Source organism: Alicyclobacillus dauci (assembly GCF_026651605.1).
GTDB classification, from domain to species: domain Bacteria; phylum Bacillota; class Bacilli; order Alicyclobacillales; family Alicyclobacillaceae; genus Alicyclobacillus; species Alicyclobacillus dauci.
Genome location: NZ_CP104064.1, coordinates 1,222,904 through 1,244,129, shown reverse-complemented (window position 1 = coordinate 1,244,129; position 21,226 = coordinate 1,222,904). Strand labels below are relative to the sequence as shown.

The 21,226-nt window shown below is 50.2% G+C and carries 20 protein-coding genes and 1 pseudogene; 8 read left to right on the top strand and 13 right to left on the bottom strand.

The window, feature by feature from the left end:
* The first annotated feature begins 1 nt into the window (after position 1).
* Positions 2 to 787 (top strand): IclR family transcriptional regulator, encoded by a 786-nt coding sequence (locus NZD86_RS06100; protein WP_268045604.1) that lies wholly within the window; start codon positions 2 to 4, stop codon positions 785 to 787.
* Positions 788 to 874: 87 nt separating this feature from the next.
* Here the strand turns inward: NZD86_RS06100 and NZD86_RS06095 are convergent, their stop codons facing one another.
* From NZD86_RS06095 to NZD86_RS06080, 4 genes are all read right to left on the bottom strand, one after another.
* Complete coding sequence (locus NZD86_RS06095; protein WP_268045603.1) at positions 875 to 2,335, bottom strand: aldehyde dehydrogenase family protein; 1,461 nt, start codon at positions 2,333 to 2,335, stop codon at positions 875 to 877.
* Positions 2,336 to 2,403: 68 nt separating this feature from the next.
* Positions 2,404 to 3,588, bottom strand: a complete 1,185-nt coding sequence (gene pobA, locus NZD86_RS06090) for a 4-hydroxybenzoate 3-monooxygenase (protein ID WP_268045602.1) — start codon at positions 3,586 to 3,588, stop codon at positions 2,404 to 2,406.
* Positions 3,589 to 3,722: 134 nt separating this feature from the next.
* Entirely contained in the window at positions 3,723 to 4,520 is a 798-nt protein-coding gene (locus NZD86_RS06085) for an IclR family transcriptional regulator (RefSeq protein WP_268045601.1), read from the bottom strand.
* A 15-nt stretch (positions 4,521 to 4,535) separates the two neighbouring features.
* Positions 4,536 to 5,273: an IclR family transcriptional regulator gene (locus NZD86_RS06080; RefSeq protein ID WP_268045600.1), complete on the bottom strand. Its 738-nt coding sequence runs from the start codon at positions 5,271 to 5,273 to the stop codon at positions 4,536 to 4,538.
* 704 nt (positions 5,274 to 5,977) lie between these two features.
* Between NZD86_RS06080 and NZD86_RS06075 the strand changes: the two genes are divergently transcribed.
* The 6 genes and pseudogenes from NZD86_RS06075 to msrB all read left to right on the top strand — a co-directional run bounded on the left by NZD86_RS06075 (position 5,978) and on the right by msrB (position 11,102).
* Positions 5,978 to 7,288 carry an IS1380 family transposase gene (locus tag NZD86_RS06075; protein WP_268042986.1) on the top strand — a complete coding sequence of 437 codons (1,311 nt, stop codon included), beginning with the start codon at positions 5,978 to 5,980 and terminating at the stop codon, positions 7,286 to 7,288.
* 314 nt (positions 7,289 to 7,602) lie between these two features.
* Positions 7,603 to 7,821, top strand: coding sequence for an RNA polymerase sigma factor (locus NZD86_RS06070; RefSeq protein WP_268045599.1), 219 nt, complete (start codon positions 7,603 to 7,605; stop codon positions 7,819 to 7,821).
* Between the two features lie 29 nt (positions 7,822 to 7,850).
* Positions 7,851 to 8,342 (top strand): annotated as a pseudogene (locus NZD86_RS06065) (transposase); the annotation flags it as partial.
* Positions 8,343 to 8,817: 475 nt separating this feature from the next.
* A complete protein-coding gene (locus NZD86_RS06060) occupies positions 8,818 to 9,516 on the top strand; it encodes an ArsR/SmtB family transcription factor (protein ID WP_268045598.1) in 699 nt (232 codons plus the stop codon).
* A 67-nt stretch (positions 9,517 to 9,583) separates the two neighbouring features.
* Positions 9,584 to 10,597, top strand: coding sequence for an LLM class flavin-dependent oxidoreductase (locus NZD86_RS06055; protein ID WP_268046807.1), 1,014 nt, complete (start codon positions 9,584 to 9,586; stop codon positions 10,595 to 10,597).
* Positions 10,598 to 10,661: 64 nt separating this feature from the next.
* Positions 10,662 to 11,102, top strand: coding sequence for a peptide-methionine (R)-S-oxide reductase MsrB (gene msrB / locus NZD86_RS06050; RefSeq protein ID WP_268045597.1), 441 nt, complete (start codon positions 10,662 to 10,664; stop codon positions 11,100 to 11,102).
* Positions 11,103 to 11,259: 157 nt separating this feature from the next.
* Here the strand turns inward: msrB and NZD86_RS06045 are convergent, their stop codons facing one another.
* Both NZD86_RS06045 and NZD86_RS06040 read right to left on the bottom strand, forming a co-directional pair.
* Positions 11,260 to 11,613 carry a hypothetical protein gene (locus NZD86_RS06045; protein WP_268045596.1) on the bottom strand — a complete coding sequence of 118 codons (354 nt, stop codon included), beginning with the start codon at positions 11,611 to 11,613 and terminating at the stop codon, positions 11,260 to 11,262.
* 76 nt (positions 11,614 to 11,689) lie between these two features.
* Positions 11,690 to 11,854, bottom strand: a complete 165-nt coding sequence (locus NZD86_RS06040; protein ID WP_268045595.1) for a hypothetical protein — start codon at positions 11,852 to 11,854, stop codon at positions 11,690 to 11,692.
* A gap of 166 nt (positions 11,855 to 12,020) precedes the next feature.
* Here NZD86_RS06040 and NZD86_RS06035 point away from each other — a divergent pair, with 166 nt between their 5' ends.
* Entirely contained in the window at positions 12,021 to 12,713 is a 693-nt protein-coding gene (locus NZD86_RS06035; protein ID WP_268045594.1) for a hypothetical protein, read from the top strand.
* A 107-nt stretch (positions 12,714 to 12,820) separates the two neighbouring features.
* Here NZD86_RS06035 and NZD86_RS06030 read toward each other — a convergent pair whose 3' ends face one another.
* The 7 genes from NZD86_RS06030 to NZD86_RS06000 all read right to left on the bottom strand — a co-directional run bounded on the left by NZD86_RS06030 (position 12,821) and on the right by NZD86_RS06000 (position 20,918).
* Positions 12,821 to 13,240: a RidA family protein gene (locus NZD86_RS06030; RefSeq protein WP_268045593.1), complete on the bottom strand. Its 420-nt coding sequence runs from the start codon at positions 13,238 to 13,240 to the stop codon at positions 12,821 to 12,823.
* Between the two features lie 302 nt (positions 13,241 to 13,542).
* On the bottom strand, positions 13,543 to 15,057 hold the full coding sequence (locus tag NZD86_RS06025) for a tagaturonate reductase (protein ID WP_268045592.1): 1,515 nt from the start codon (positions 15,055 to 15,057) through the stop codon (positions 13,543 to 13,545).
* Between the two features lie 15 nt (positions 15,058 to 15,072).
* Positions 15,073 to 16,134, bottom strand: a complete 1,062-nt coding sequence (locus NZD86_RS06020) for a M24 family metallopeptidase (RefSeq protein WP_268045591.1) — start codon at positions 16,132 to 16,134, stop codon at positions 15,073 to 15,075.
* Positions 16,135 to 16,177: 43 nt separating this feature from the next.
* The gene (iolB, locus tag NZD86_RS06015; RefSeq protein ID WP_268045590.1) at positions 16,178 to 16,987 is read right to left on the bottom strand and encodes a 5-deoxy-glucuronate isomerase; all 810 of its coding nucleotides are present in this window, start codon (positions 16,985 to 16,987) and stop codon (positions 16,178 to 16,180) included.
* A 49-nt stretch (positions 16,988 to 17,036) separates the two neighbouring features.
* Positions 17,037 to 18,545: a UxaA family hydrolase gene (locus tag NZD86_RS06010; RefSeq protein WP_268045589.1), complete on the bottom strand. Its 1,509-nt coding sequence runs from the start codon at positions 18,543 to 18,545 to the stop codon at positions 17,037 to 17,039.
* A gap of 39 nt (positions 18,546 to 18,584) precedes the next feature.
* On the bottom strand, positions 18,585 to 19,343 hold the full coding sequence (locus NZD86_RS06005) for a DeoR/GlpR family DNA-binding transcription regulator (RefSeq protein ID WP_268045588.1): 759 nt from the start codon (positions 19,341 to 19,343) through the stop codon (positions 18,585 to 18,587).
* Between the two features lie 66 nt (positions 19,344 to 19,409).
* The gene (locus tag NZD86_RS06000; protein ID WP_268045586.1) at positions 19,410 to 20,918 is read right to left on the bottom strand and encodes a xylulokinase; all 1,509 of its coding nucleotides are present in this window, start codon (positions 20,916 to 20,918) and stop codon (positions 19,410 to 19,412) included.
* Between the last annotated feature and the right edge of the window lie 308 nt (positions 20,919 to 21,226).

The window sequence follows — 21,226 nt, the reverse complement described above, 5'->3', positions numbered from 1 at the left end:
CGTGGAAAATCACACGAGTGATTATCGAACACTTTCATCCTTAAAAAACGCGCTATTAGCACTCAAATGCTTCACGATGGAAGAGCCAGAAAAGGGAATCACTGAAATCGCGCAATCTCTGGGCCTCTCGAAAAGCACTGTACACCGCGTCATGACCACCCTTGCAGAAGAGGGGTTTGTTCTCCGCGATGAACATACGCATCGGTATCGTCTCGGACTCTCCGTTTTAAGTCTCGGCGGCATTATCATGTCGAACTTAGAAATCTATCGAGAAGGCCAGCATCTATTGGAAGAGTTCGTAAACCGATTTGACGAAACCGTTCACCTCGCCGTCCTTGAAAACTATTCGACCGTCTACGTGAGCAAGCTTGAGTGCAAGCACCCTATTAAAATATCAACACATCTCGGGGGCAAGAATCCGTTACATTGCACGAGTTCCGGTAAGGCGATTTTAGCGTCCCAAAAAGAAGAAATGATAGATGAAGTCATCCGTCGAGGCCTTGAAAAACGAACCAGGTCGACAATCACTGATCCCCATCAACTAAAAGTTGCACTGTCCGAAATTCGCAAAGCGGGATACGCCATCAGTCGAAGTGAGCTCCGTGAAGGGGTTCACTCTGTAGCGGTCCCAGTTCGGGACTATACGCGACAGGTCATCGGTGCGGTGACCGTCGTGGGACCGGCAGAGCGATTTACAGAAGAGAAGATGAAGTCTTTTGCCAGGACACTCGAATCCATGGGCAAGGAGATTTCCAGCCGACTCGGTTACTACGAACGGCGCCGCTAACATTCCAAAAGCGGGGACCGTTCGCTAGCATCATCAACGCAATGACGCTAGGAGTGCGGTCCCCCAAAAATCACTCCATCATGCAGATCAAAACGGGTATTCGCGCTTTTCGTGCTGAACAGAGATCCACTTGACGGTCGTGAATTCCTCAAGCGCCCACTCACCGTTGTAGCGACCAACACCGGACGCTTTCTCCCCGCCGAATGCAACCAAAGGTTCATCGTTGACCGTTCCGTCGTTTACGTGGACCATCCCTGACTCAATGCGCTTGGCGATTTCTACCCCACGTTCTAGGTTGCTCGTATGTACGGCGCCGCTGAGGCCAAAATCACTATTGTTCGCCACGCGGATAGCTTCGTCTTCCGAGTCGACTGGGATGATGGCGATAGCTGGGCCAAACATTTCCTGTCTCGCGCAGGTCATCTCTTCCGAGACGTCCGTCAACACTATCGGTCCAACAACGTTTCCTTCGACCGGGCCGCGGTAGGCCAGTTTCGCCCCTTGTGCAATGCTCTCATCGACGACCTTTTGCAACAGTTCCACTTGTCGATGATTAATGAGGGGCCCGATAACGGTATCTTGTTCTCGTGGGTCGCCGCACTTTAATGAGGCAACTTTGTCAACCAGTTTCTCGACAAATATATCATAGACTTCGCGATGAACAATCACCCGATTGGTGCACATGCAAATTTGCCCCTGGTGCGCAAATCGGCTGAAGACGGATGCGTTCACGGCCTGATCAATATCGGCGTCTTCCAGAACAACTAGGGCACTGTTGCCACCGAGCTCCAGCCCGACGCGCTTCAGGTTCCTCGAGGCCACTTCACCGATATGACGTCCCACTGGGGTTGAGCCTGTAAACGAAATGACCTTCGGGATGGGGTGTTCAATGAACGAGTCGCCAATCTGTCCGATCTCCGTCACAATGACGTTTAATAGACCCTTCGGCAGACCGGCCTCTTCAAAGATCTTTGCGATCATCGTCCCACCGGTAATAGCCGAAGCCTCGTTTGGCTTCAACACGACCCCGTTGCCACAAGCAAGTGCTGGCGCCACCGCCCTCATGCTGAGGCAAAATGGGAAGTTGAATGGGCTGAGTACAGCAACCACGCCCACGGGCAACCGATATAGACGGTTCTCCTTGCCGGGAATGGACGCAGGAATGATTCGTCCGTCCATCCGCATCGGGTAGGTGGCTGCCTCCTTCAATGTATTTTTCACGAGCATGATTTCGATCATCGCTTTAACAAATGTTCCGCCAATCTCATCCGCGATCACTCGCGCAATCGACTCTGTGTTGTCGTCGATAATTTGAACAGCACGCTCAAACAATTCCCGCTTTTCAAAAGGATTGACTTTCGCCCATTCCTTTTGAGCGCGCTGTGCTGCTTGGCAAGCCAAGTCCACATCCTCTATGGAAGCCATCTGAAATTCAGCTACGGTTGTCTCGTCGTACGGATTTTGATCTACATAGACTTTGCCACTTCGACCGTCGCGCCACGTTCCATCGATATACTGTTTATTGAGTGTAGAGAAATCAAATGCCATTTCATCCGCCTCCAACCAGTCCTATATTGACGTTTCAAGAAAAGTATCCCGTGATGTCTTCAATTGTGCTACCACTCAATCGGGAGTCCAACATAATTCTCCGCGATACTTGTCAGCCCGATCCTTGAGGAGGTAACGTAATCCAGTTCTGCAAGTTGAATGCGACGTTCAAACGGCGAGTGTGTCTCGAAGCGATGCAACATAGATGTCATATAGTTGGAGAAACGTTCCGCTTTCCACACCCGTCGCAAACAGATTTCCGAATACCGATTCAGGACGTCTCTGCTATTCGATTTGTAGAAATCCTCAAAGCCCTTTGCCAGTACGCGCACGTCAGAGATGGCCAAATTCAATCCCTTAGCGCCCGTTGGCGGCACAATATGTGCTGCATCCCCCGCGAGAAACAATCGACCGTACTGCATCGGGTCACAGACAAAACTCCGCATAGCGACGATATTTTTCTGAAAGATGGGTCCCTCGATGAGATTCCAGCCATCACTCGTCTGCAACCGCGTTTGCAGTTCTGACCAAATCCGATCATCGGACCAATTTGCAATGTTGTCCTTCGCATCCACTTGCAGATACATCCGTTGGATTTCCGGTGAACGTGTGCTCACCAATGCGAAGCCATTATCGTGGTTACAGTAAATCAGCTCCGGTGCCGACGGAGGTGCTTCCGCAAGAATGCCGAGCCAACCCATCGGAAAAACCTTATCGTATTCCGTGCGAATGGAACTCGGAATCATTGGGCGACTGGGGCCGTGAAATCCATCACAGCCAGCGATGAAATCACAAACCAGTTCTTCCAACTCTCCATCCTTATCCCGCCGAAACTGAATCGTCGGCTTGTCCGTGTCCACACCGTGGAGACTGACGTCACCCACGTTAAAAATCAACTCACCACCACGATCCACTCGCGCTTTAACGAGGTCAATGATCACCTCGTGTTGTGCATAAACCATGACGTGTTTCCCACCGGTCAACTCGTACATGTTGATTCGATGGCCTTTTCCGTTAAAGCGGAATTCAACACCGTGATGCGCTTGGCCTTCCCTGTCCATCCGCTGCGAAACACCGATTTCCCGCATCAAGTCCATTGTCCCTTGCTCCAGAACACCTGCACGAATGGTTCCTTCAATCTCTTCCCGTGTTCGCGTTTCCAAAATAACCGACTCAATTCCTTGCAAGTGCAGCAAATGTGAAAGCATAAGGCCAGCCGGGCCCGCTCCGATAATCCCAACTTGTGTCCGCATTTCATACGACCTCCCTGACCAAAACGATTGCAACCCTAGTTCTAACAATCCGCGACGTCTGGTGTACGGGAAGAATTATAGAATACGGTTTCACAATGTCGGGAGAGGTTCATTCCTCTATAGGGAATGCGCTTTCAGTGCACCGCTGCCAAGTCGTCATTCGACATCGCATCAGCAGAAAGACGTTGAGCGATCCTGCCAAGGCACACGGCAACCTCTTCCGAAGCGTGATCGAATCCGAGGTCGGACGTAACGGCGATGGCAGCAAAGGCGGTGCCCGTCGTGTTGAAAACCGGACACGCCAAAGTAAACTTCCCACGCCGGAGTGGCTCCTCACCGCACGCAAACCCATTATCCGTGATGCCTTCAATAATCTTCTGCATACGCGGCAAGAGTCCTGGATCAAGCCACACAGGCCAGTTTTCGCTCACAAACGCCTCAGGCTCATCTTCCGAGAACACCAAAGTTACGAGGCCGGCAAGTGTCGTTGGCAAGAATGTGCATTCGCCGCTCAGCGTCTCCTGACTATCCTCTGCTCGATAGACGATGACGCTCTCCATGCCATCGCGGACGGCCAAGAAAGCTTCACAGTTGAACCGTTTAGACAACGCGTCGATCTCGTCACGAGCCCGCTTCACAAACGGAGAAGACTCCTGCGCCGCAAGTCCTAACTCCAAAATCATGGGACTCAGCCGATACTTCCCCGTTTCGCGATTCTTTTCGAGAATGGCCTCTTCCACAAAAGTCGAGACAATGCGCGAAACAGTGCTCTTTGCTAGTCCCATTTTTCGACTGAGATCACAAATGCCTAGTTCAGGCGTTTCATTGGTAAACAATTTCAGGATCTGAAGCGAATGTTGTGCCGTTACGAGAACAGCGCTCTGGTTGTCCACCTCGATGACCGCCTTTCGTTCACACAGCTTTTCGTTCACGCAGCTATAAGGTAATTACATGTAGTTCGCAATTTCTTGTGCTGTCTGCTTCAACGCAAGGTACGCGTGCTGAGTCGTCCGCTCATCAAACGACGTTGAATACCCCGCTACACTGATCCCTGCCACTGGTCTCGATGAAGCATCCAGAATGGCGACTCCGACCGACGTTACGCCCAAGTCAACCTCTTCGCATTGAATGGAAAATCCAGAAGCCTTGATATGTTCCAATTCCGCCATGAACGATTCTTTGTCCGTGTGCGTTTTTGGCGTAAGAGCCCGCCACTCCCGATTCATTAGCTCGGTAACTTCTTCGCTATCGAGATGGGCCAGAATGGCTCGGCCCGACGCTGGCGCATATGCCGGTACTCTGCGCCCAACACGGGAATAGACCTGGAGTTGGCAGAACTCCTGAATCTTGGTTAACCAAACCACATCACCATGCTCGTAACTCGTTAAGTGTGCAACCATCCCTGTATGTTTTGCCAAATAACGAAGATGTGGGATAGACTCCTGTGTTAATTCGGAGTTTGATAAGATGACATGGCTCATTGACTGCATACGACGCCCAGGTCGATATTTGCCTGTTTGGGCATTTCGCTCGAGGAATCCCTCGGCGAGCATGGTATGCAAGAGCTTGAACATCGTCGATTTCGGTATGTCGAGGTTCCGTGATAATTCAGAAAGTGACATCTCTGGTCTATCGAGTCGAAAGCTCTTCAAAACGCGAGCGACATTGCGCACTGAACTAAGCACGGAAATGCCCCCTCTCATGTATCGGCTTTTGCAAAAACGACTAGAAAGCGCTATCACGATCAATCTACTGAAACGCCCTGCGAAGAAAAAGCAAATTGTTTCGGTATGCGGAACAGGGAAAAGTTTTCGTTTACGTCGGTTACATGTCGTGTTTGTAGTCTACGTGTCAACTTAAAGGGATGCTATTGGGCAGATATTAGAAAGATAGCACGGGTGTTGTATTCCTGTCTCAAGAATAACGTAGAATACGATCCGAAGATACATGCCGATCACTATGAAATTCCTTGGGCTAATTCTCTTAATACGAAACTCAAGGACCTCAATGAGGTTCAAGGTTCAATTAGTGGAGAAAGAAGCAGACGAATTGCCAAATTCCACAGTTGAGCTCTATGACAAAACATGGCTAAGAAGTCATTAGGCATGTTTTGTCATTGATTAGGTTGTTACTTTACGCAATTTTCACCATGTGAGCTTATTAAGCTAACGCACCCGCTGTTCAACAACTTCAGGCATCTCTCGCCTTTCGCAATATCTCATCCACAAATGCTCTTTTCGCCATCCGATAGTTCTTAACGTTATCTAAACCCGGATTTCGACGGTTTTGTCCTCTTTGAATTGACCCGAATAATTGAAAAGGCGCTCCCCGTAAAGCTAAGATGAGTTTGTCGAGAACACATCTCTAGCATGAAAGGAGCACCTTTAAGGTGAAACAACATAAGCATACACGAAAACACCGCCGCCGGAAAAGCTGTAAAATACATACTCACTTCGACCTCAATTCTGCCACTGCATTTGGCGGGGCGGCAGGACTCATCGATTTCGTCCTCCAAACCGGTATGGATAAGTATTTTTGCACAGAGGAACTTGGCAAACGGAAAGACGCTCAATTCCAAATGGATGACGTTGCTCTTACGTTCGTCCTCGGTACATTGCTGGGTCAGGAACGAATTTTCCACTTCGAGGACATTGAGCATGATCCCCTTCTTATGCTCAAGCTGGATCTGCCGAAGCTGCCAGATACAACGCTGCTGTACAAGGACTTGAAGCGGCTAGGCTCCCCTGTTGGTATGGAGGCGATCCGCTCGGCACAGCGCCTTGTACTCAAGTCGCTACTCCCCAAAGGACATGACATTGTCGTTGACATAGATTCTTCAGTGGAGACGGTGTTTGGAAACCAGGAACAATCTGCTGTAGGGTTCAATCCGCATCATCATGGAAGGGCAAGTTTTCATCCCTTGCTAGCGTTTGAATCGCAGATGGGGTGCTGCATCTATGACGAACTGCGTTCCGGCGACGCTCACACAGCAGAAGGGTTTGCAGCCTTCTATGAGGCGATGAAAAAGCAGTTGCCAACAGGTGTAAACATCCGTGCCATCCGCATGGATAAAGGGTTTACCGGTGAAAAGGTGTTTCAGACACTGGAACAAGACGGGCGAGACTACGTGATCAAACTGAAATGGACGAAGCGACTAGCAGAGCTGGCCCCCAACCTAGCGTGGCATTGTATCACCCAGAGTGATACAGAACACTGCGATGTTGCCTCCCTTATGTACCAGGCAACATCCTGGGAAAAACCTCGGCGAGTTGTCATTGTGCGTCGATTGGACATTGACCCGCAGGAGGTCCTATGTGCGGATTGGTTTTGGGAGTACGAGGCCATAGCCACAACGTTTGACTGGAACGGTGAGGACATATGGCATTTCTACAACCACCGTGGCAACGCTGAGAATCATATCAAAGAAGCCAAATATGGATTCGCCGTTGACCAATTCTCGAGTCAGAATTTCAATACCAACAAAGCGTTGGAAGCTCTGAAGCTGCTGGCATACAACCTGCTCCTGTTATATAAACAAGCAGCGTTGCAACCTGGAGTGCGTCAGTGGACAGTTGGACGGCTCCGGCGGAGACTATTCCTTCTACCCGGAATTTTGGTTCACCATGCACGTCAGTGGACAATTCGTCTGCCCGAGTTCGCACAGCGCCTGTCCACCCAAGTCCTTCAGGTGGCGACATAGTGATTTCCAAGCTGAACTGGCAAAAATGACGGTCCATTATGGGGAGGGGGAAAGTGTGTCCAAAGGTTCAATCCAGGACCACTATGCTATCGTGATCGTTAACATATTTACCTATTAATTGAATTTCCAGCCCTGTCGGGCTGTTAAATGAAAAAACCGTCGAAATCCGGGATGATAATTTAACTGAAGGAATCGGAGCTCCTAGCTCAAGTTTATACCCCTTAGGACTTATCCGGTTTTACTCATACATTTTTGACGCAAGCGTGAAACAAAAAGCGATATGCTTTCGTACTAACAAGTGGAGGTGATAACGATTGGAGGATGACACGCATTCTATTATTTCGGCACTGTTCGAGGAACATGCTGAAAGTATTTTTAGGTTTGCGACACTTTCGCTTCCACGGGATCTCGATGCCAAAGATGTTGTTCAAGAAGTATTTCTCAAGGCCTATCGCTCTTGGAATACGTACAACAAAGGGTCTAATGAACGAACCTGGTTATACCAAATTGCAAAAAACCATATATACGCCTGAAATATTCATAGCGAAGTAAACACAAACGACAAGTTCATTACAGGGAATTCATGTATCAAGCATCCAGTTGGGAACATGCCCGCCGGGTGGTCGTGAAGATGGAACGTCCGGCTGGTGAACTGTTGTTTCAATTCACATTTATCGTGACCAATATGACGCTGCAGCCCAAGAACATCATTCGCTTTTACTGCCAGCGCGGTCATATGGAGAATTTCATCAAGGAAGCCAAAAATGGATTTGCGTGCGATAAGATGAGCAGTACAGACTTTGAAGCGAATGTCGTGAAACTCCAGTTAGCCATACTTGCGTATAACTTTAACAACTGGTTTCGCCGATTGTGTGTACCAGAGAAAATGCAATCAAGTCGGATGGAGACTTTGCGAACCAAACTGGTCAAAGTTGCGGGGAAGCTAGCTCACTCTGGCCGATACTGGACTTGGAAATTGTGCAGTTCGTGTGTGTATCGAAAAGAGTTCATTCAGACGCTTAAAAACGTAGCCGCATTACCGCGGTTCGGTTGAGATGATTCCCGTCTGAATAACAACTGGAACAGACATGAGAGGTGAATACGGGATAGGTGCGCCTTCTCCTCAATCCATATTTATCCACACGTAACCCCACGGGAGACCATGGCCATGAAAGTCCAAGTCCAGACCTACGAGAACGAAAGTTCAATTGATCCTAGACCATTGTTTTCCTATATTCATCCATTTGTTACAAGCGGTTTACTTCGCTATGAATATTTCAGGGTAGAGGTTATATGTTGAAATAGGTCCGGAACAAGCCGGCGCCGAAGGGCAGTTACGCTTTCCTTCTAGTCCACCGAGCGAATACTCTATACGAATTTTACTATAGCAGTGCCCTACGTTTTCATGTAGATTATAAACAGGTACAATTCTATCGTGATCGAAATGTGTGTGGGAAGAGGGAACGTCAGCCTGTTCTTGCATCTTCAGTCAACCTCTATACCCATCCATCTGATGGGGGGATGTCACAGTGACCAACAGTTCCAATCCGAACCTTGTAGAAGTTGCCGCACTAATTGGTGACGCGTCGCGCGCCAACATGCTGCTCAGCCTCCTCGGCGGAAAAGCCCTGCCGGCGAGCGAATTAGCGCGTTTGGCACACATTTCCCCGCAAACTGCGAGTTCTCATCTCGCGAAAATGGTGAGTGCTGGCCTCCTGGTGCTGGAGACGTACGGACGCCACCGCTACTATCGCCTCGCGGGTGAAGATGTCGCACACGCGCTCGAATCACTTAACGCCATTGCCCCTGTGAAGCCCGTTCGGTCATTGCGAGAGTCGGACCAGACCCGTGCGCTTCGGTTTGCACGTACTTGTTACGATCACGTCGCAGGCGAACTCGGTGTAGCCCTGTGTGATCGCTTCGTAGAACTCGAAATTCTGTCCCCCGCAGAGCGGGACTTCGAGCTGAGTGCACTCGGCGCAGATCGTCTCGAGCAATTCGGAATTCCAGTGACGACTTTGCGGCAGGAACGACGACACTTCTCCCGCAAGTGTCTAGATTGGAGTGAACGTCGCCATCATCTCGCTGGCAGCCTTGGGGCGGCGATGACGAACCGCTTTTTCGAGTTACACTGGATCGAACGCATCCCAGGTGGCCGGGCTGTTCGCCTGACACCAGCAGGAAGGCACGGTCTCCGGGATGAATTTGGGATGGAGTTCGCTCACTGAACTTTGCGGCGAGCCACTTTCACTTGTTAAAATAAAGGGAAACGAAAAGTGAAAGTAGATGAATAAAATGATTCGACTCAGCATTCTGGACCAGTCGCCGATCTCACAAGGTAGCAACGCACGTGAGGCCTTGCAGAGAACGGTGGCGGTGGCGCAGACGGCAGAGCGTCTGGGTTATCAACGGCTGTGGGTGTCGGAACATCACGACACGACTTCTTTGGCGGGATCGACACCGGAAATTCTCATCGCGCACTTGGCGGCAAAGACGAACCACATCCGCATCGGATCCGGCGGCGTCATGCTACCTCACTATAGTGCCTACAAAGTCGCTGAAAACTTTCGGATGCTCGAAGCCCTGTACCCAAACCGAATTGACCTGGGGCTCGGGCGGGCACCAGGTGGAATGCCGAGATCGACGATGGCTCTGCAGGAAGGCAAAGTCAGAGCAGCTAACTACGTACAGCAAGTGGAAGACCTCATGGCCTACCTGACCGACACGCTGCCGGATGACCACAGATTCCCGGGACTCACAGCAGCTCCCGTCATCGACACGGTGCCTGAAATGTGGTTGCTCGGTTCGAGTGACGGAAGTGCTCACGTAGCCGCTCAAAAAGGCACGGCGTTTACATTCGCTCATTTCATCAACGGAGACGGTGGAGTGGACGCGGTGCGGATGTATAAAGACCAGTTCCAACCTTCAGTCCTCTACAGTGAACCGCAAGCGAGCGTGGCGATTTTCTGCATTTGCGCCGATACCGACGAAGAGGCGGACACAATTGCGTCCAGTCTCGATTTGTCCCTTGTTATGCTGGCAAATGGCCAACGAGCTGACGGGACGCCGTCCATTGAAACAGCGAAAAGTTATCCATACAACAGGTACGAATTGGCTCTCATCAAGGAAAACCGGAAACGAATGATAGTGGGAAGCCCGGTGAGCGTCAAGCAGCAGATAGAACACTTGGCAGCAAGTTACGGTGTGAACGAAGTGATTATCGCCACGACGACACACCAGTTCGAACATCGACTGCGTTCATACGGACTGGTTGCGAACGCGTTCAATCTAGGGACAGACTCTGTCTGACCAGTCCCGCAAATAATTCGCGGGTCAAACCCGCCCGCATGCGAAAATGAACAGGAGTGAAATCATGCAAAACAAAGAAGACTTGAAGAAGAAACTCACGCCTATCCAATATGAAGTGACGCAACACAGTGCGACAGAACCACCGTTTCACAACGAGTATTGGGATAACGACAAGGATGGAATCTATGTGGATGTCGTATCTGGGGAACCGCTCTTCTCGTCGCTCGACAAATATGATGCCGGATGCGGTTGGCCCAGCTTCACGAAGCCACTCGACAAAGACAGGATTCTAGAAAAGCAAGATTACACGCATGGGATGATCCGAACGGAAGTCCGGTCGGAAAATTCCGACTCGCACCTTGGCCACGTTTTTCCCGACGGTCCAGTGCAAACGGGCGGGTTGCGCTACTGTATCAACTCGGCCGCGCTTCGGTTTGTACCGAAGGAAGATCTCGAACGCGAAGGTTATGGCGAATATCTAAAGCTGTTCGGCGACCAGAAGTAATAGAGGTGTGTATGGTGGCGTGACAGGTGATCGTGAACGGATGCCCGTCACGCCCCAATGCTTTAGTGAAGATGCACAGAGCACCTGCGACTGACCCTACATTGTAAATGCGCGTTGGAGGCATGCACAAACCCGTTGGACGAGCTACACTAGCCAATCAGAAGTGCGTGATGTAGTTCCAAGTGAATTGGTCTAAGATCAACTGCTTTATAGCGTCCTTGTCATGAACACCCTGTCGGGTACCATTACTCAAGTCCTTCACTTCTTGGGCATAACCGTCGACAGTAGGCACATCCACCCGGACAATCTTGTCATCTATTCTCAAGTTCCACACGCCCGGTGTCTCGTCACCTTGAACATCCGCCGACACATTGTACGTCTCCTGTAACTCGGTCACAATATCGACCAATATGTCACCAATGCCTTTGACTCGTAGTTCCTTCGCAAACTCGACTTCATTTTTCTTGTTCACTCGTTCTGCAATTTCCCTCAGCCAACTGTTGTCCGTCATGTCTGTCACCCTCTGATCACAATATCTTCAAGTATGGGAAGGTTATACACAGTACACAACGAAACAGCAAAACCTATCAATCTCTGTTTCTGAATTGAACAACAATCAACCAGATATCAAAGGCGATTACGCAACCGATCTCGACCACAAAAACAAACAAAGGTGCCGCTAGCGCCATGGAAACAAACGTCAAAACGACGATTGTACAGATTCCACAAAGAAGATACAGCGTTGTCCTCATGGGATGGCCTCCTTCTCTCCTGACCACCCGAAATGTTTACGCGCTACTTGACCACTCCATTCATATTTCCTTGGACCATGCTTGAACCATGTGGGAATGATTCACTTTAGCCCTTTCATATAATCTTTTAGTCCCAATTTTCAAAACCAGAAAAGGAGGCCGCACATTGCATAGGGCACTGACGAGTTTGTTGGCGATGGGATTAACGCTAGGCACCACCGCTTCTGTCGTACTTGCCAGCAACACCAACTCATCCTTGGCCGGACGGAAGGAAGTTTCCATCAACGGCGTCGCTATTTCCAATCCATACGGGCGAGTGTCCAGCAACACAATGCATATGCCGATTTGGTATGTGGGCCAAGCGTTGCAGTCCATCCCGGATGTGAAACAAAGCTGGAACGGCAACACACATATTTGGAACATCACCATTCCGCCCAATCTGCTCAGCAGTCTATCGACAATCCCGATTGGGACGGGAAACACCACCATCATTGTCAACGGAACACCCATTAAAAAGGTCGATACGTTCGCCGCAACCGATCCGGCTTCCAACAAGCCCACCGTATATATGCCAATTTGGTATATAATACAAATTCTCTCATCGATCGGCGTCGTCAACACGTGGGACGGGAACGACTGGAATATCGTCTATGTACCCGGAGGAAGCAGTTTAGGGGGAGGATTTGGCAATACGCTGGGTAACACACTCGGCAATACCGTCGGTAATACATTGGGGAACAGCGTGGGGAACACAATAGGGAGCAATTCAACTTTGAACAGTACTTTAGACAGCCTTAGCAGTACCCTCAACAGCACTGTGGGAAGTGTTGAAAGTCTCGTAGGCAACACGTTAAGTTAGTTTTCTGGTGCCTGGGACGACGTTCGGGCCGCCTTGTCGATACCTAAGTGGCATCCCGGGCTCTGGCGCCGCAGGTCAAGTCGCCCGGGCCGTCACCAGCATTGGCGTTAACAGTGACTGCCCGGCCGCCCCGCAAGACCCGCAGAAATTACAGCTTCCACTTCGATTTCCACGAGAAGTCTGGGATCGATAAGCGCGGTGACTTCAACAATCGTAGTCACCGGTCGCGTTTCTTTGAAAAATTCCTTATGCGCCTTCGCAACATGTTTCCAGTTTGACATGTTCGTTACGTAAATCCTTGTGATGATGACATCAGAGACCCGTGCCCCCACTGCCTCTAGTGACTTTTTGATCACCTTGAGAACGTAGACAGATTGCATATACACGTCCCCAATGCCGACGACATCATTCCCTTTTGTCGCCGTTGTTCCCGCCACGACAACACGGTTCCCGATACGAATCGCCCGGCAATACCCAATCATTGGCTCCCAAGGTCCGCCTGACGAAACACGAACTCTATCTTCCACTTAAGACAACTCCCCAAGCATGCGACAAATCTGAAAAACACTGGTCCTGCAATCATACGTAAGTGCCCAGCCGTTGGTGTCTCTTTCCCCGAATAAACCATCGTTAAGATACGAACAATTACGGTAGCGGAGACGAGGGATTGTCGATGCGGGGAGGATGACGATCATGAACTATGAGTGGGTAGGGTTTGCTGGCGTGATCGGAATCATTATTTTATCGGGCGCCGTCGTGGTTTACAGAAATTATTTCATGAACAGACGCAAAGGGTAAACGTACGCGTTCACGTCGTCGTAAAGCAAACTTAGTCAACCAGTCCGAATTCGGAATTGCGGTGTTGGCGGATAGAATTTTTAACTCCTTCCGCGCGAATTTGAGAAATGGCTTCAGTCACTTTTGCTGTAAGACCAGTCACTGAACATAGGTCAAGTCCCCAGATTGAGTCCATAGCAAGCAGGCGCCTGACAGTTTCATCCAGGACGAGTTGCCTTTCTTGCGACCAAACGTCTTGAATGAGACGTACGTGAGCCAGGTTATCCCGAACGACTGACTGATATTTTGCCACGTCACGATAATAGAGCAACTGAGCGGCAAAGGAGATAGACAAGAGGCTTGGTGCATCTCCAGTCAACTGTTCGTATTCAACGATAGTCGGCACAATCCGGGCACCAATCTTTGACAATCCATTTAGTGCTAGATTCGCTATCTCGTGATGAATAAACGGGTTCTCGAATCGTTCGATCACGCTCTGTGCAAACGCATTGCTATCAGCCTCACTGACACCGTGATGCGATAGGACCGGGATGACCTCATCTTGAATGATGCCTACGATAAAATCCTTCACCGTGGGGTCAGCCATGACTTCTCCCACAGTTTGAATCCCCTCTAAGAGAGCAACCGCACTCATCGCCGTGTGTGCACCATTTAGAATTCGGACTTTGGTCAAGGTATACGGCGTGATCGATTGCGCGACTCGAATGTTGATACCAAAACGCTGCCCTGGCAACCGCTCTCGTAACGACTCTCCAGCTTCTATCGCCCACAAGAAGAAAGGTTCCCCGACCGTCAACAGAGCGTCCTCATAGCCAGTGCGCTCTGTGAACAATTGTCGATCACACTCGTCTGGAAAGCCCGTGACAATCCTGTCCACAAGTGTGTTGCAAAAATGATTTGCACTCTGAACCCAAGCTCGAAAGTCCTGTGACAATCCCCACTCGCTTGCGTGGCGCAAGACAATCTCTTTCAGCAACTCACCGTTGTGTTCCACGAGCTCACACGGCAGGATCGTCAAGCCAGTATCCGGATCACCTTGAAAGTGCAAGTATCTGTGATAAAGGTAGGCAGTCAACTTACCTGGGAATGACGCCAATGGCTTTGCGGGGTCATACACCTCTTCTGTATAAGTCATACCTGCCTCTGTCGTGTTGGAGATGACGATGTCGATGTCTCTCGATTCCGCACAACGTAGGAAGTCGTCCCATTGTCGGTACGGATCGATGCCACGACTCACTGAAGTGACGATCTCGGCGTGATCGACATTTTGTCCGCCTTCGATGCCACGAAGCCATACCGTGTACAGGCCATCCTGACGATTGATTTTGGCAATATTGTCTGCCCCGCTGGGTCGAGGGGCCACGACAACGATCCTGCCGCAAAATGCCCCATTTTGATTGAGGAGATGAATCGCCCATCCGGTAAAAGCTCTTAAAAAGTTTCCTTCACCAATCTGCAGCACTCGCTCGGGATAGGACAGTGCCACGTCCGTGTCACATGTCCCAGCTGGGGATGACATATGAAGAAATGCTCGTGATAGCTCCATACTACCTCACCCTCCCTACCTGCGCAGGATCTCTGCCTTGAGACATGTACGACCATTGACGACGAGTTGTCGAACAGGAAAGTCACCTGTATAAGTTAGAATTTCATTTTCCGTCTGACCGACCCAGATTGTATCTTCCGACTTGACCCCAGGTATCGTCGGATTCCATGCGTATATCTGACTTGCCTGAACCTCGTCAGCCAAGTCAGGTACGAGTCGAAGTTCTCGTGATTGGTATCCGGCGAGTCCCCCTTGATGATGTCGTTTCCACTCATCCGGGAAACCTAACTCGCCGTAGGCTTGCTTCGTCGTCTCAAATATGTCGCGCAGCGGAGCACCCGGTCTTGTCGACGCCATCATTCTCGAGTCAATCTCGACTACCGCGTCGTACGCACGAGTGATGGCGGGAGATGGTGCACTAAAACTGACCATGCGGGTGACAGACATGACGACGCCTCGTTTCCGCGCGCACAGTGATACAATGACGATCCGGCCAATTGGATTCGACGTTGGCAACGGGTGTTTGTACAATAGGCCGCGAAGCTCGCCGGCAACGAGCACGACGATGGGATCGAGTCCCTGGTTATAACAGTGGGCTGCGAGTCGAGCCGCGACAGCACACTCCGTGTCATTGGGAGACAGTTCACGGCAAACTTGCTCAGCCGCTCTGGCGACATCACGTCCCATGGATTTCAGGAACGGTAAGTCGGAATCGTCGAATTGTGATCGCAGGCGGACGAACGATTTCGACCAGGACGAGTCGAGTATGAAGCCCTCTGTGGACATCCAATCATTCAACCGCTTGTTCAGCGTTGCCGTGTCGTACCAGTCGTACACATGAAAGGTATCCGCGACCAAGCCCTCTTCATCTTGAAGTCGCTGGAATTCATTACTTGGTACGAGACACTCCACCGTATCATGAGTGACCAGGACGGACAGAAGTCCGGTTGTGCTGGCCAGATTCACATGAAATCTACCTCCGTACAGCCATGACAGGTTGGGCTGCTCGGTGATGATGACCCCTTGCAGCCCAGCTTGTCGCAACGATGTGCGGAGACTGTTTAACTGTCGCTCCATACCATTCAGCCTCCGTTCCGCAGTCTACTTGCAGGTCCAAACTTTATGATTCCTGGCGCACCCATGAATGTGCAGGGTCATCATTCGGGATCATCGTCCGATCCGTTTCACCCGCCATGAACCACAAGTAGTACAATTGATAACCTGCCGCCGCACACACTGGATGATATCCATAAGGAATCATGAAACTGTCTTTGTGTTTCACGCGGAATACCTCGTCAAGTGATCCATCAGTCGTATAGATCGATTGGAAACCAAATCCCTGCTCGGGTGCCATGCGATAGTGGTAGACTTCCTCCATACACGCCTCGATGCCCGACTGATAATCATCGTGTTTGTGCGGTGGATAACTGGACCAATTGCCCGGTAGGTTAAACGTCTCGCCCACGATGATGCGCCCTACACGTCCCTCAGCATTCTTGACGACAATGTCGTGTACTTCCCGCAAAAAATTGTCCTTGCCAACTGGACGAGACCACACGTCTTCCGGCTTCACGACAAACGGTTTAAAACGCTCTGTCGCAGGGGTCCGGCAAACCGCAATCTCCGTTTCACCACTAGCGGTGTTGACAACCGTGTATTCCGCTCCCACCGGTACATAAACCGCAGTCGCCTTTTCTTTAAACACATTCTCTCGCGTCAACCCCTCGAACGACGTTCCGCTCACGGAGATCGTGCAACCGCCTTGCAATAAAACGAGGACGGTTTCACAGTCATCCGATTGATGTGTATACGCTTTCCCTGGTTCCAATGACAGCAACCCAAAACGCAGCAGTTTCAAATTCCCTTCGTTCTGTTCCCCGACGATTTCACGGTAGCCAACTTGTTCCTGTGCGCGAATGACCAACATCATGACATTCCTCCATGGGCTGAATTAAATTGATTTTGAGGATTGCGATTCCTTACAGGGTCACGCCATCTTTAAATATTGCAATTTCGCGAAAGCCATTCTCTTCGTTTTTTGTTTTCCCACCGGATGCAACGGAGATCACCTTCGCAAAAAGGTCAACGGCCAATGAATTGACGTCTTCGCCGCGCATCATCCGGCCCGCATCGAAGTCGATCCAGTGAGGTTTCCGTTCACATAAATCGGAATTGGTTGATATTTTTAACGTTGGCGCAGCCCCTCCCATTGGGGTTCCACGTCCAGTCGTAAACAGAACCATGTGCGCTCCTGCAGCAATTAACGCCGTTACGGAAACCATGTCGTTTCCCGGCGCCTGAACCAACTGGAGCCCAGGACTTTGCACGGGTTCACCATATTGGAGAACGCCCGAAACAGGAGCATTTCCACCTTTTTGGACGCAACCTAGAGACTTTTCCTCAAGCGTCGTGATGCCTCCATCCTTATTTCCGGGTGAAGGGTTTTCATAAATCACTTGACCATGGCGTACATAATAGTCTTTGAAATTGTTGATCAAGTGAACGATATCATCGAACGTCTCGTCATCTCTTGCCCGATCCATCAGAATTGTCTCTGCTCCGAACATCTCGGGAACTTCGGTCAGCAGCGATGTACCGCCTGCTGCAACGAGCAAGTCTGAAAACTGTCCAACAAGCGGGTTCGCCGTGATTCCAGAAAAAGCGTCCGATCCGCCGCATTTTAGCCCGATTTTTAACTTCGAGACAGGAACCACCGTACGTTTAAATGTACTTGCATACTCTGCCAACTCATCGAGAAGACGAAGCCCTTCATCAAATTCGTCGTCCACTGATTGAACAGCCATGTACTTGACGCGTTTCGTATTGTCGGGTCCAATCATTGGTAGAAAATCACTCAACTGATTGTTCTCACAGCCAAGGCCGATAACGAGCACGCCTGCTGCATTTGGATGTCTAGCGAGGGCGGCGAGCAGTCGCTGCGTGTAGAGGAGATCATCCCCTAACTGAGAGCAACCGTATGGATGCGGAAAATGATAGACGCCGTCTACACCAAGTGCTTGATACCGGCTTCCAGCCAAAGCAGCCAAACGCTCAGCAGTCTTATTGATGCATCCGACTGTATTGATAATCCAAATTTCGTTCCGAATACCAACGTCCCCATTCTCCCGGACGTAACCGTGGAATTCGCGCGGAATTTTTTCGCTAGAGTTACCAGTGAGAATCGTTCGCTGCGGGCCACGGAATTCATAGTCGATTTTTCCGGAGAGATTTGTCTTGACATTATGTGTATGAACCCATGCTCCCCGCTCTATGGGCTGTGTCGCATGGCCTATGGGATACCCGTACTTCACAATCAAGTCCGACTCCGAAATATGCCGCAGGGCAACTTTGTGGCCTCGCGGGATCTCTTCCCTCACAGTGATGTGTTGTCCACCAGCGGTGACCCTCTGACCGGACTGGATGTTTGTGACTGCGACAGCGACATTGTCATCAGGATGAATCTGCAGTAAAAACTCGCTCACCAACATCCCCCCTCGACCGACCTGGTTTATCCTAAATCAGCCATTTTACGCAAAATGAAATGTCGCTCCTGCTTCCTGCATGTCCTGCACAATTTGATTGTCTTGAGGAGCATCTGTGATAATGGCCTTGACGTCGTTGATCGCCGCATAGGAAACAAGTGCCGCTCTTCCAAATTTACTAGCATCAGCAACGCAATAGACTCGTTCCCCTGCTTTCATCATCGCTCGCTTGACTTCTGCTTCTGCGCTCGATGCGGTAGTCAAGCCCTGCCTTGCTCCCAGGCCCCCTGTGCCGAGAAATACAACGTCCACGTTATACCCACGAACCCGCTCCACACACTCGGGGCCAATCAACGCTGACGTTCCTTTCTGTTGCATGCCACCTAAAACAATCAATTGTAGATGGAGGGACTTGCTCGCCTCCAGCGCAATGTACAGATCGCTCGTGATGACTGTGACACGGCGGTTGGCCAAATTCTTCACGATCTCCAATGTCGTCGATCCACCGTCGAGCATCACTGTTCCGTCGTCGGGAACAAGGTCTGCAGCAAGTGCCGCAATTTTGCGTTTTTCCATGATATTTTGCTGACTTCTCAATATATAGGAAGGAACAACGTCGACTTCGTCGTTAATGACGGCACCGCCGTGCGTTCGCTTCAATAGCCCGTCAGACTCAAGTTTCTTGAGGTCACGACGAATCGTTTCCTCAGATACGTCAAAAAACTCGCTCAGTTCTCCAATTCGAACTGACTTTTGATGAATCAGCATCTCTACAACTTTCTGTTGCCGAACTTCCCCTAACACGTACACCCTCCTCTCACCGTTGATCATAAAACCAACAACCACAAATTACAACACAAAACAACATATTCATTCAACTTTCATGTTGCGATAGGTGTGGATTTGTTCCCACATATTTGCATCGCTAAACAAGTCGTACATTTTCATGTATAACTTGTACCCCACATCGTATAAAGGAATTTCCTTGGAATCCGGGTGATAAATAGAGACGAGTGGATTGAGCTTTTGCCCTTCCTCAAATGACGAAATCCAGCCTAGTTCCCGCGCGGTCAGAAGAAACGCCCCAAACGCAGCGGCATGGAGTACCTTGGGAGAAGCTAGTCGTTTTTGATAAATACTCGCCTTCGTCTGATTCCAATTGTCGTAGCCTGCACCACCACCCGTTAATCGAATCCTTGAAATGGCAAGACCTATCTCTTCATAGGTTTGGATTGCATATCGCAATTCGTAACCGATACCTTCAAGGACTGCCCGGTATATGTCCTCTACTTTATGGCCCAACGTCAGCCCCATCATCGCCCCTTGTGCATTCGGGTTCCATCGCGGGGCTCGCGCGCCCATGAAAAACGGCAACGCGATGAGGCCAGCTGCGCCAGGCACCGATTTGCGAAGGGCATCGTCGACGTTCCGCACATCGTCATTGCCGTCCAAGAGCCCATGTAACCAGGATATGGCCGCACCAGTGGTGGACATCCCCTGCTCGAGAATCCACTCTCCGTCGACAACGTGAACAGAACACGCGATTCTATCAGACTTATACGGCGCCAAGTCATCCACAACACATGCGATATTACTCGTCGTACCAGTTGACTCGATAGCTTCGCCAGTCGTAATTCCGGACCCAAGTACCTCACACTGTCTGTCTCCGCCTCCGAGAACAACCGGAAGTCCAGACTGTAATCCCCATTCGCTAGCAACTTGGGAACGAAGCACTCCGATGACAGATCCGGGAGAGTGAACTTCCGGCAATCGTTCTCTGTCGAGATCGAGTGCGTCTAGCAATTCGTCCTGCCAATCGAGCGACCGAATGTTGTATAACATAGTGCGAGAGGCTAATGAGCGATCCGTCGCCATCACACCAGTCAACCGAAAAACCAAATAGTCCTTTGGCTGAACATAGAATGCCGTTTTCTGTTCCAGGTCCGGAAACTGCTGTTTCAACCAGTGAATCTTCCCGGCTGAATAAGACGCACCAGGGACGAGGCCGGTCCATTCTTGGATCTGGTTTTGATGAACTTCACCGACTTCCCCGACCCATTCAATCCCGCGCTTATCCATCCACAAGATGGCGGGATGTAGAGGATGCCCCTCCTTGTCGAGAGGAAGGACGGTTTCTCTCTGTGAAGTCAGTCCAATTCCCTGGACCTTCACAGTGGATTCGACGCTTGTCAGTACGAGTTTCACAGCCTTTGTGGTAGCCTGCCACCAATCATCAGGGTGTTGCTCTGCACGGACGTCATCAGGATGCCAAGTCGGATAAGCTTCGGACGCGACAGCAAGTACAGTTCCGTCTTTCGCGAACAAGATTGCCTTACACGCTGAAGACCCTAAGTCGATCACGAGAATAGACGCAATCATCATTCCAACTCCTGTCACGAATAAGCTCATACCTTGCTTTCCGCTCCAAGTTTGGAAATCCTGCGTAAACCAGTCGACAGTCATCTCCGACAGCTTACAATGGCGTTACCACCTTGACGTGGTTAACCTTGGTGCAGCAAATTTGGTAATCCCAGCGTAACGGACGGAATATAGGTAATTCTCTTCTCAATCACCAAGTATCATTCGTTCAAACTCATATCTAGGCTGGAAATGAGATCAACAAATTATCACATAACAGTGACCATATTTGTTGACTTTGTTTGGCTCATTGCAATTTTAAGACTAAG

What these genes read in the sequence shown, in the direction of transcription:
- NZD86_RS06095 (WP_268045603.1), bottom strand. Translation starts at nt 2,335, where the DNA reads ATGGCATTTGATTTCTCTACACTCAATAAACAGTATATCGATGGAACG.
- pobA (WP_268045602.1), bottom strand. Translation starts at nt 3,588, where the DNA reads ATGCGGACACAAGTTGGGATTATCGGAGCGGGCCCGGCTGGCCTTATG.
- NZD86_RS06055 (WP_268046807.1), top strand. Translation starts at nt 9,584, where the DNA reads ATGATTCGACTCAGCATTCTGGACCAGTCGCCGATCTCACAAGGTAGC.
- msrB (WP_268045597.1), top strand. Translation starts at nt 10,662, where the DNA reads ATGCAAAACAAAGAAGACTTGAAGAAGAAACTCACGCCTATCCAATAT.
- NZD86_RS06045 (WP_268045596.1), bottom strand. Translation starts at nt 11,613, where the DNA reads ATGACGGACAACAGTTGGCTGAGGGAAATTGCAGAACGAGTGAACAAG.
- NZD86_RS06040 (WP_268045595.1), bottom strand. Translation starts at nt 11,854, where the DNA reads ATGAGGACAACGCTGTATCTTCTTTGTGGAATCTGTACAATCGTCGTT.
- NZD86_RS06025 (WP_268045592.1), bottom strand. Translation starts at nt 15,057, where the DNA reads ATGGAGCTATCACGAGCATTTCTTCATATGTCATCCCCAGCTGGGACA.
- NZD86_RS06020 (WP_268045591.1), bottom strand. Translation starts at nt 16,134, where the DNA reads ATGGAGCGACAGTTAAACAGTCTCCGCACATCGTTGCGACAAGCTGGG.
- iolB (WP_268045590.1), bottom strand. Translation starts at nt 16,987, where the DNA reads ATGATGTTGGTCATTCGCGCACAGGAACAAGTTGGCTACCGTGAAATC.
- NZD86_RS06010 (WP_268045589.1), bottom strand. Translation starts at nt 18,545, where the DNA reads ATGTTGGTGAGCGAGTTTTTACTGCAGATTCATCCTGATGACAATGTC.
- NZD86_RS06000 (WP_268045586.1), bottom strand. Translation starts at nt 20,918, where the DNA reads ATGATTGCGTCTATTCTCGTGATCGACTTAGGGTCTTCAGCGTGTAAG.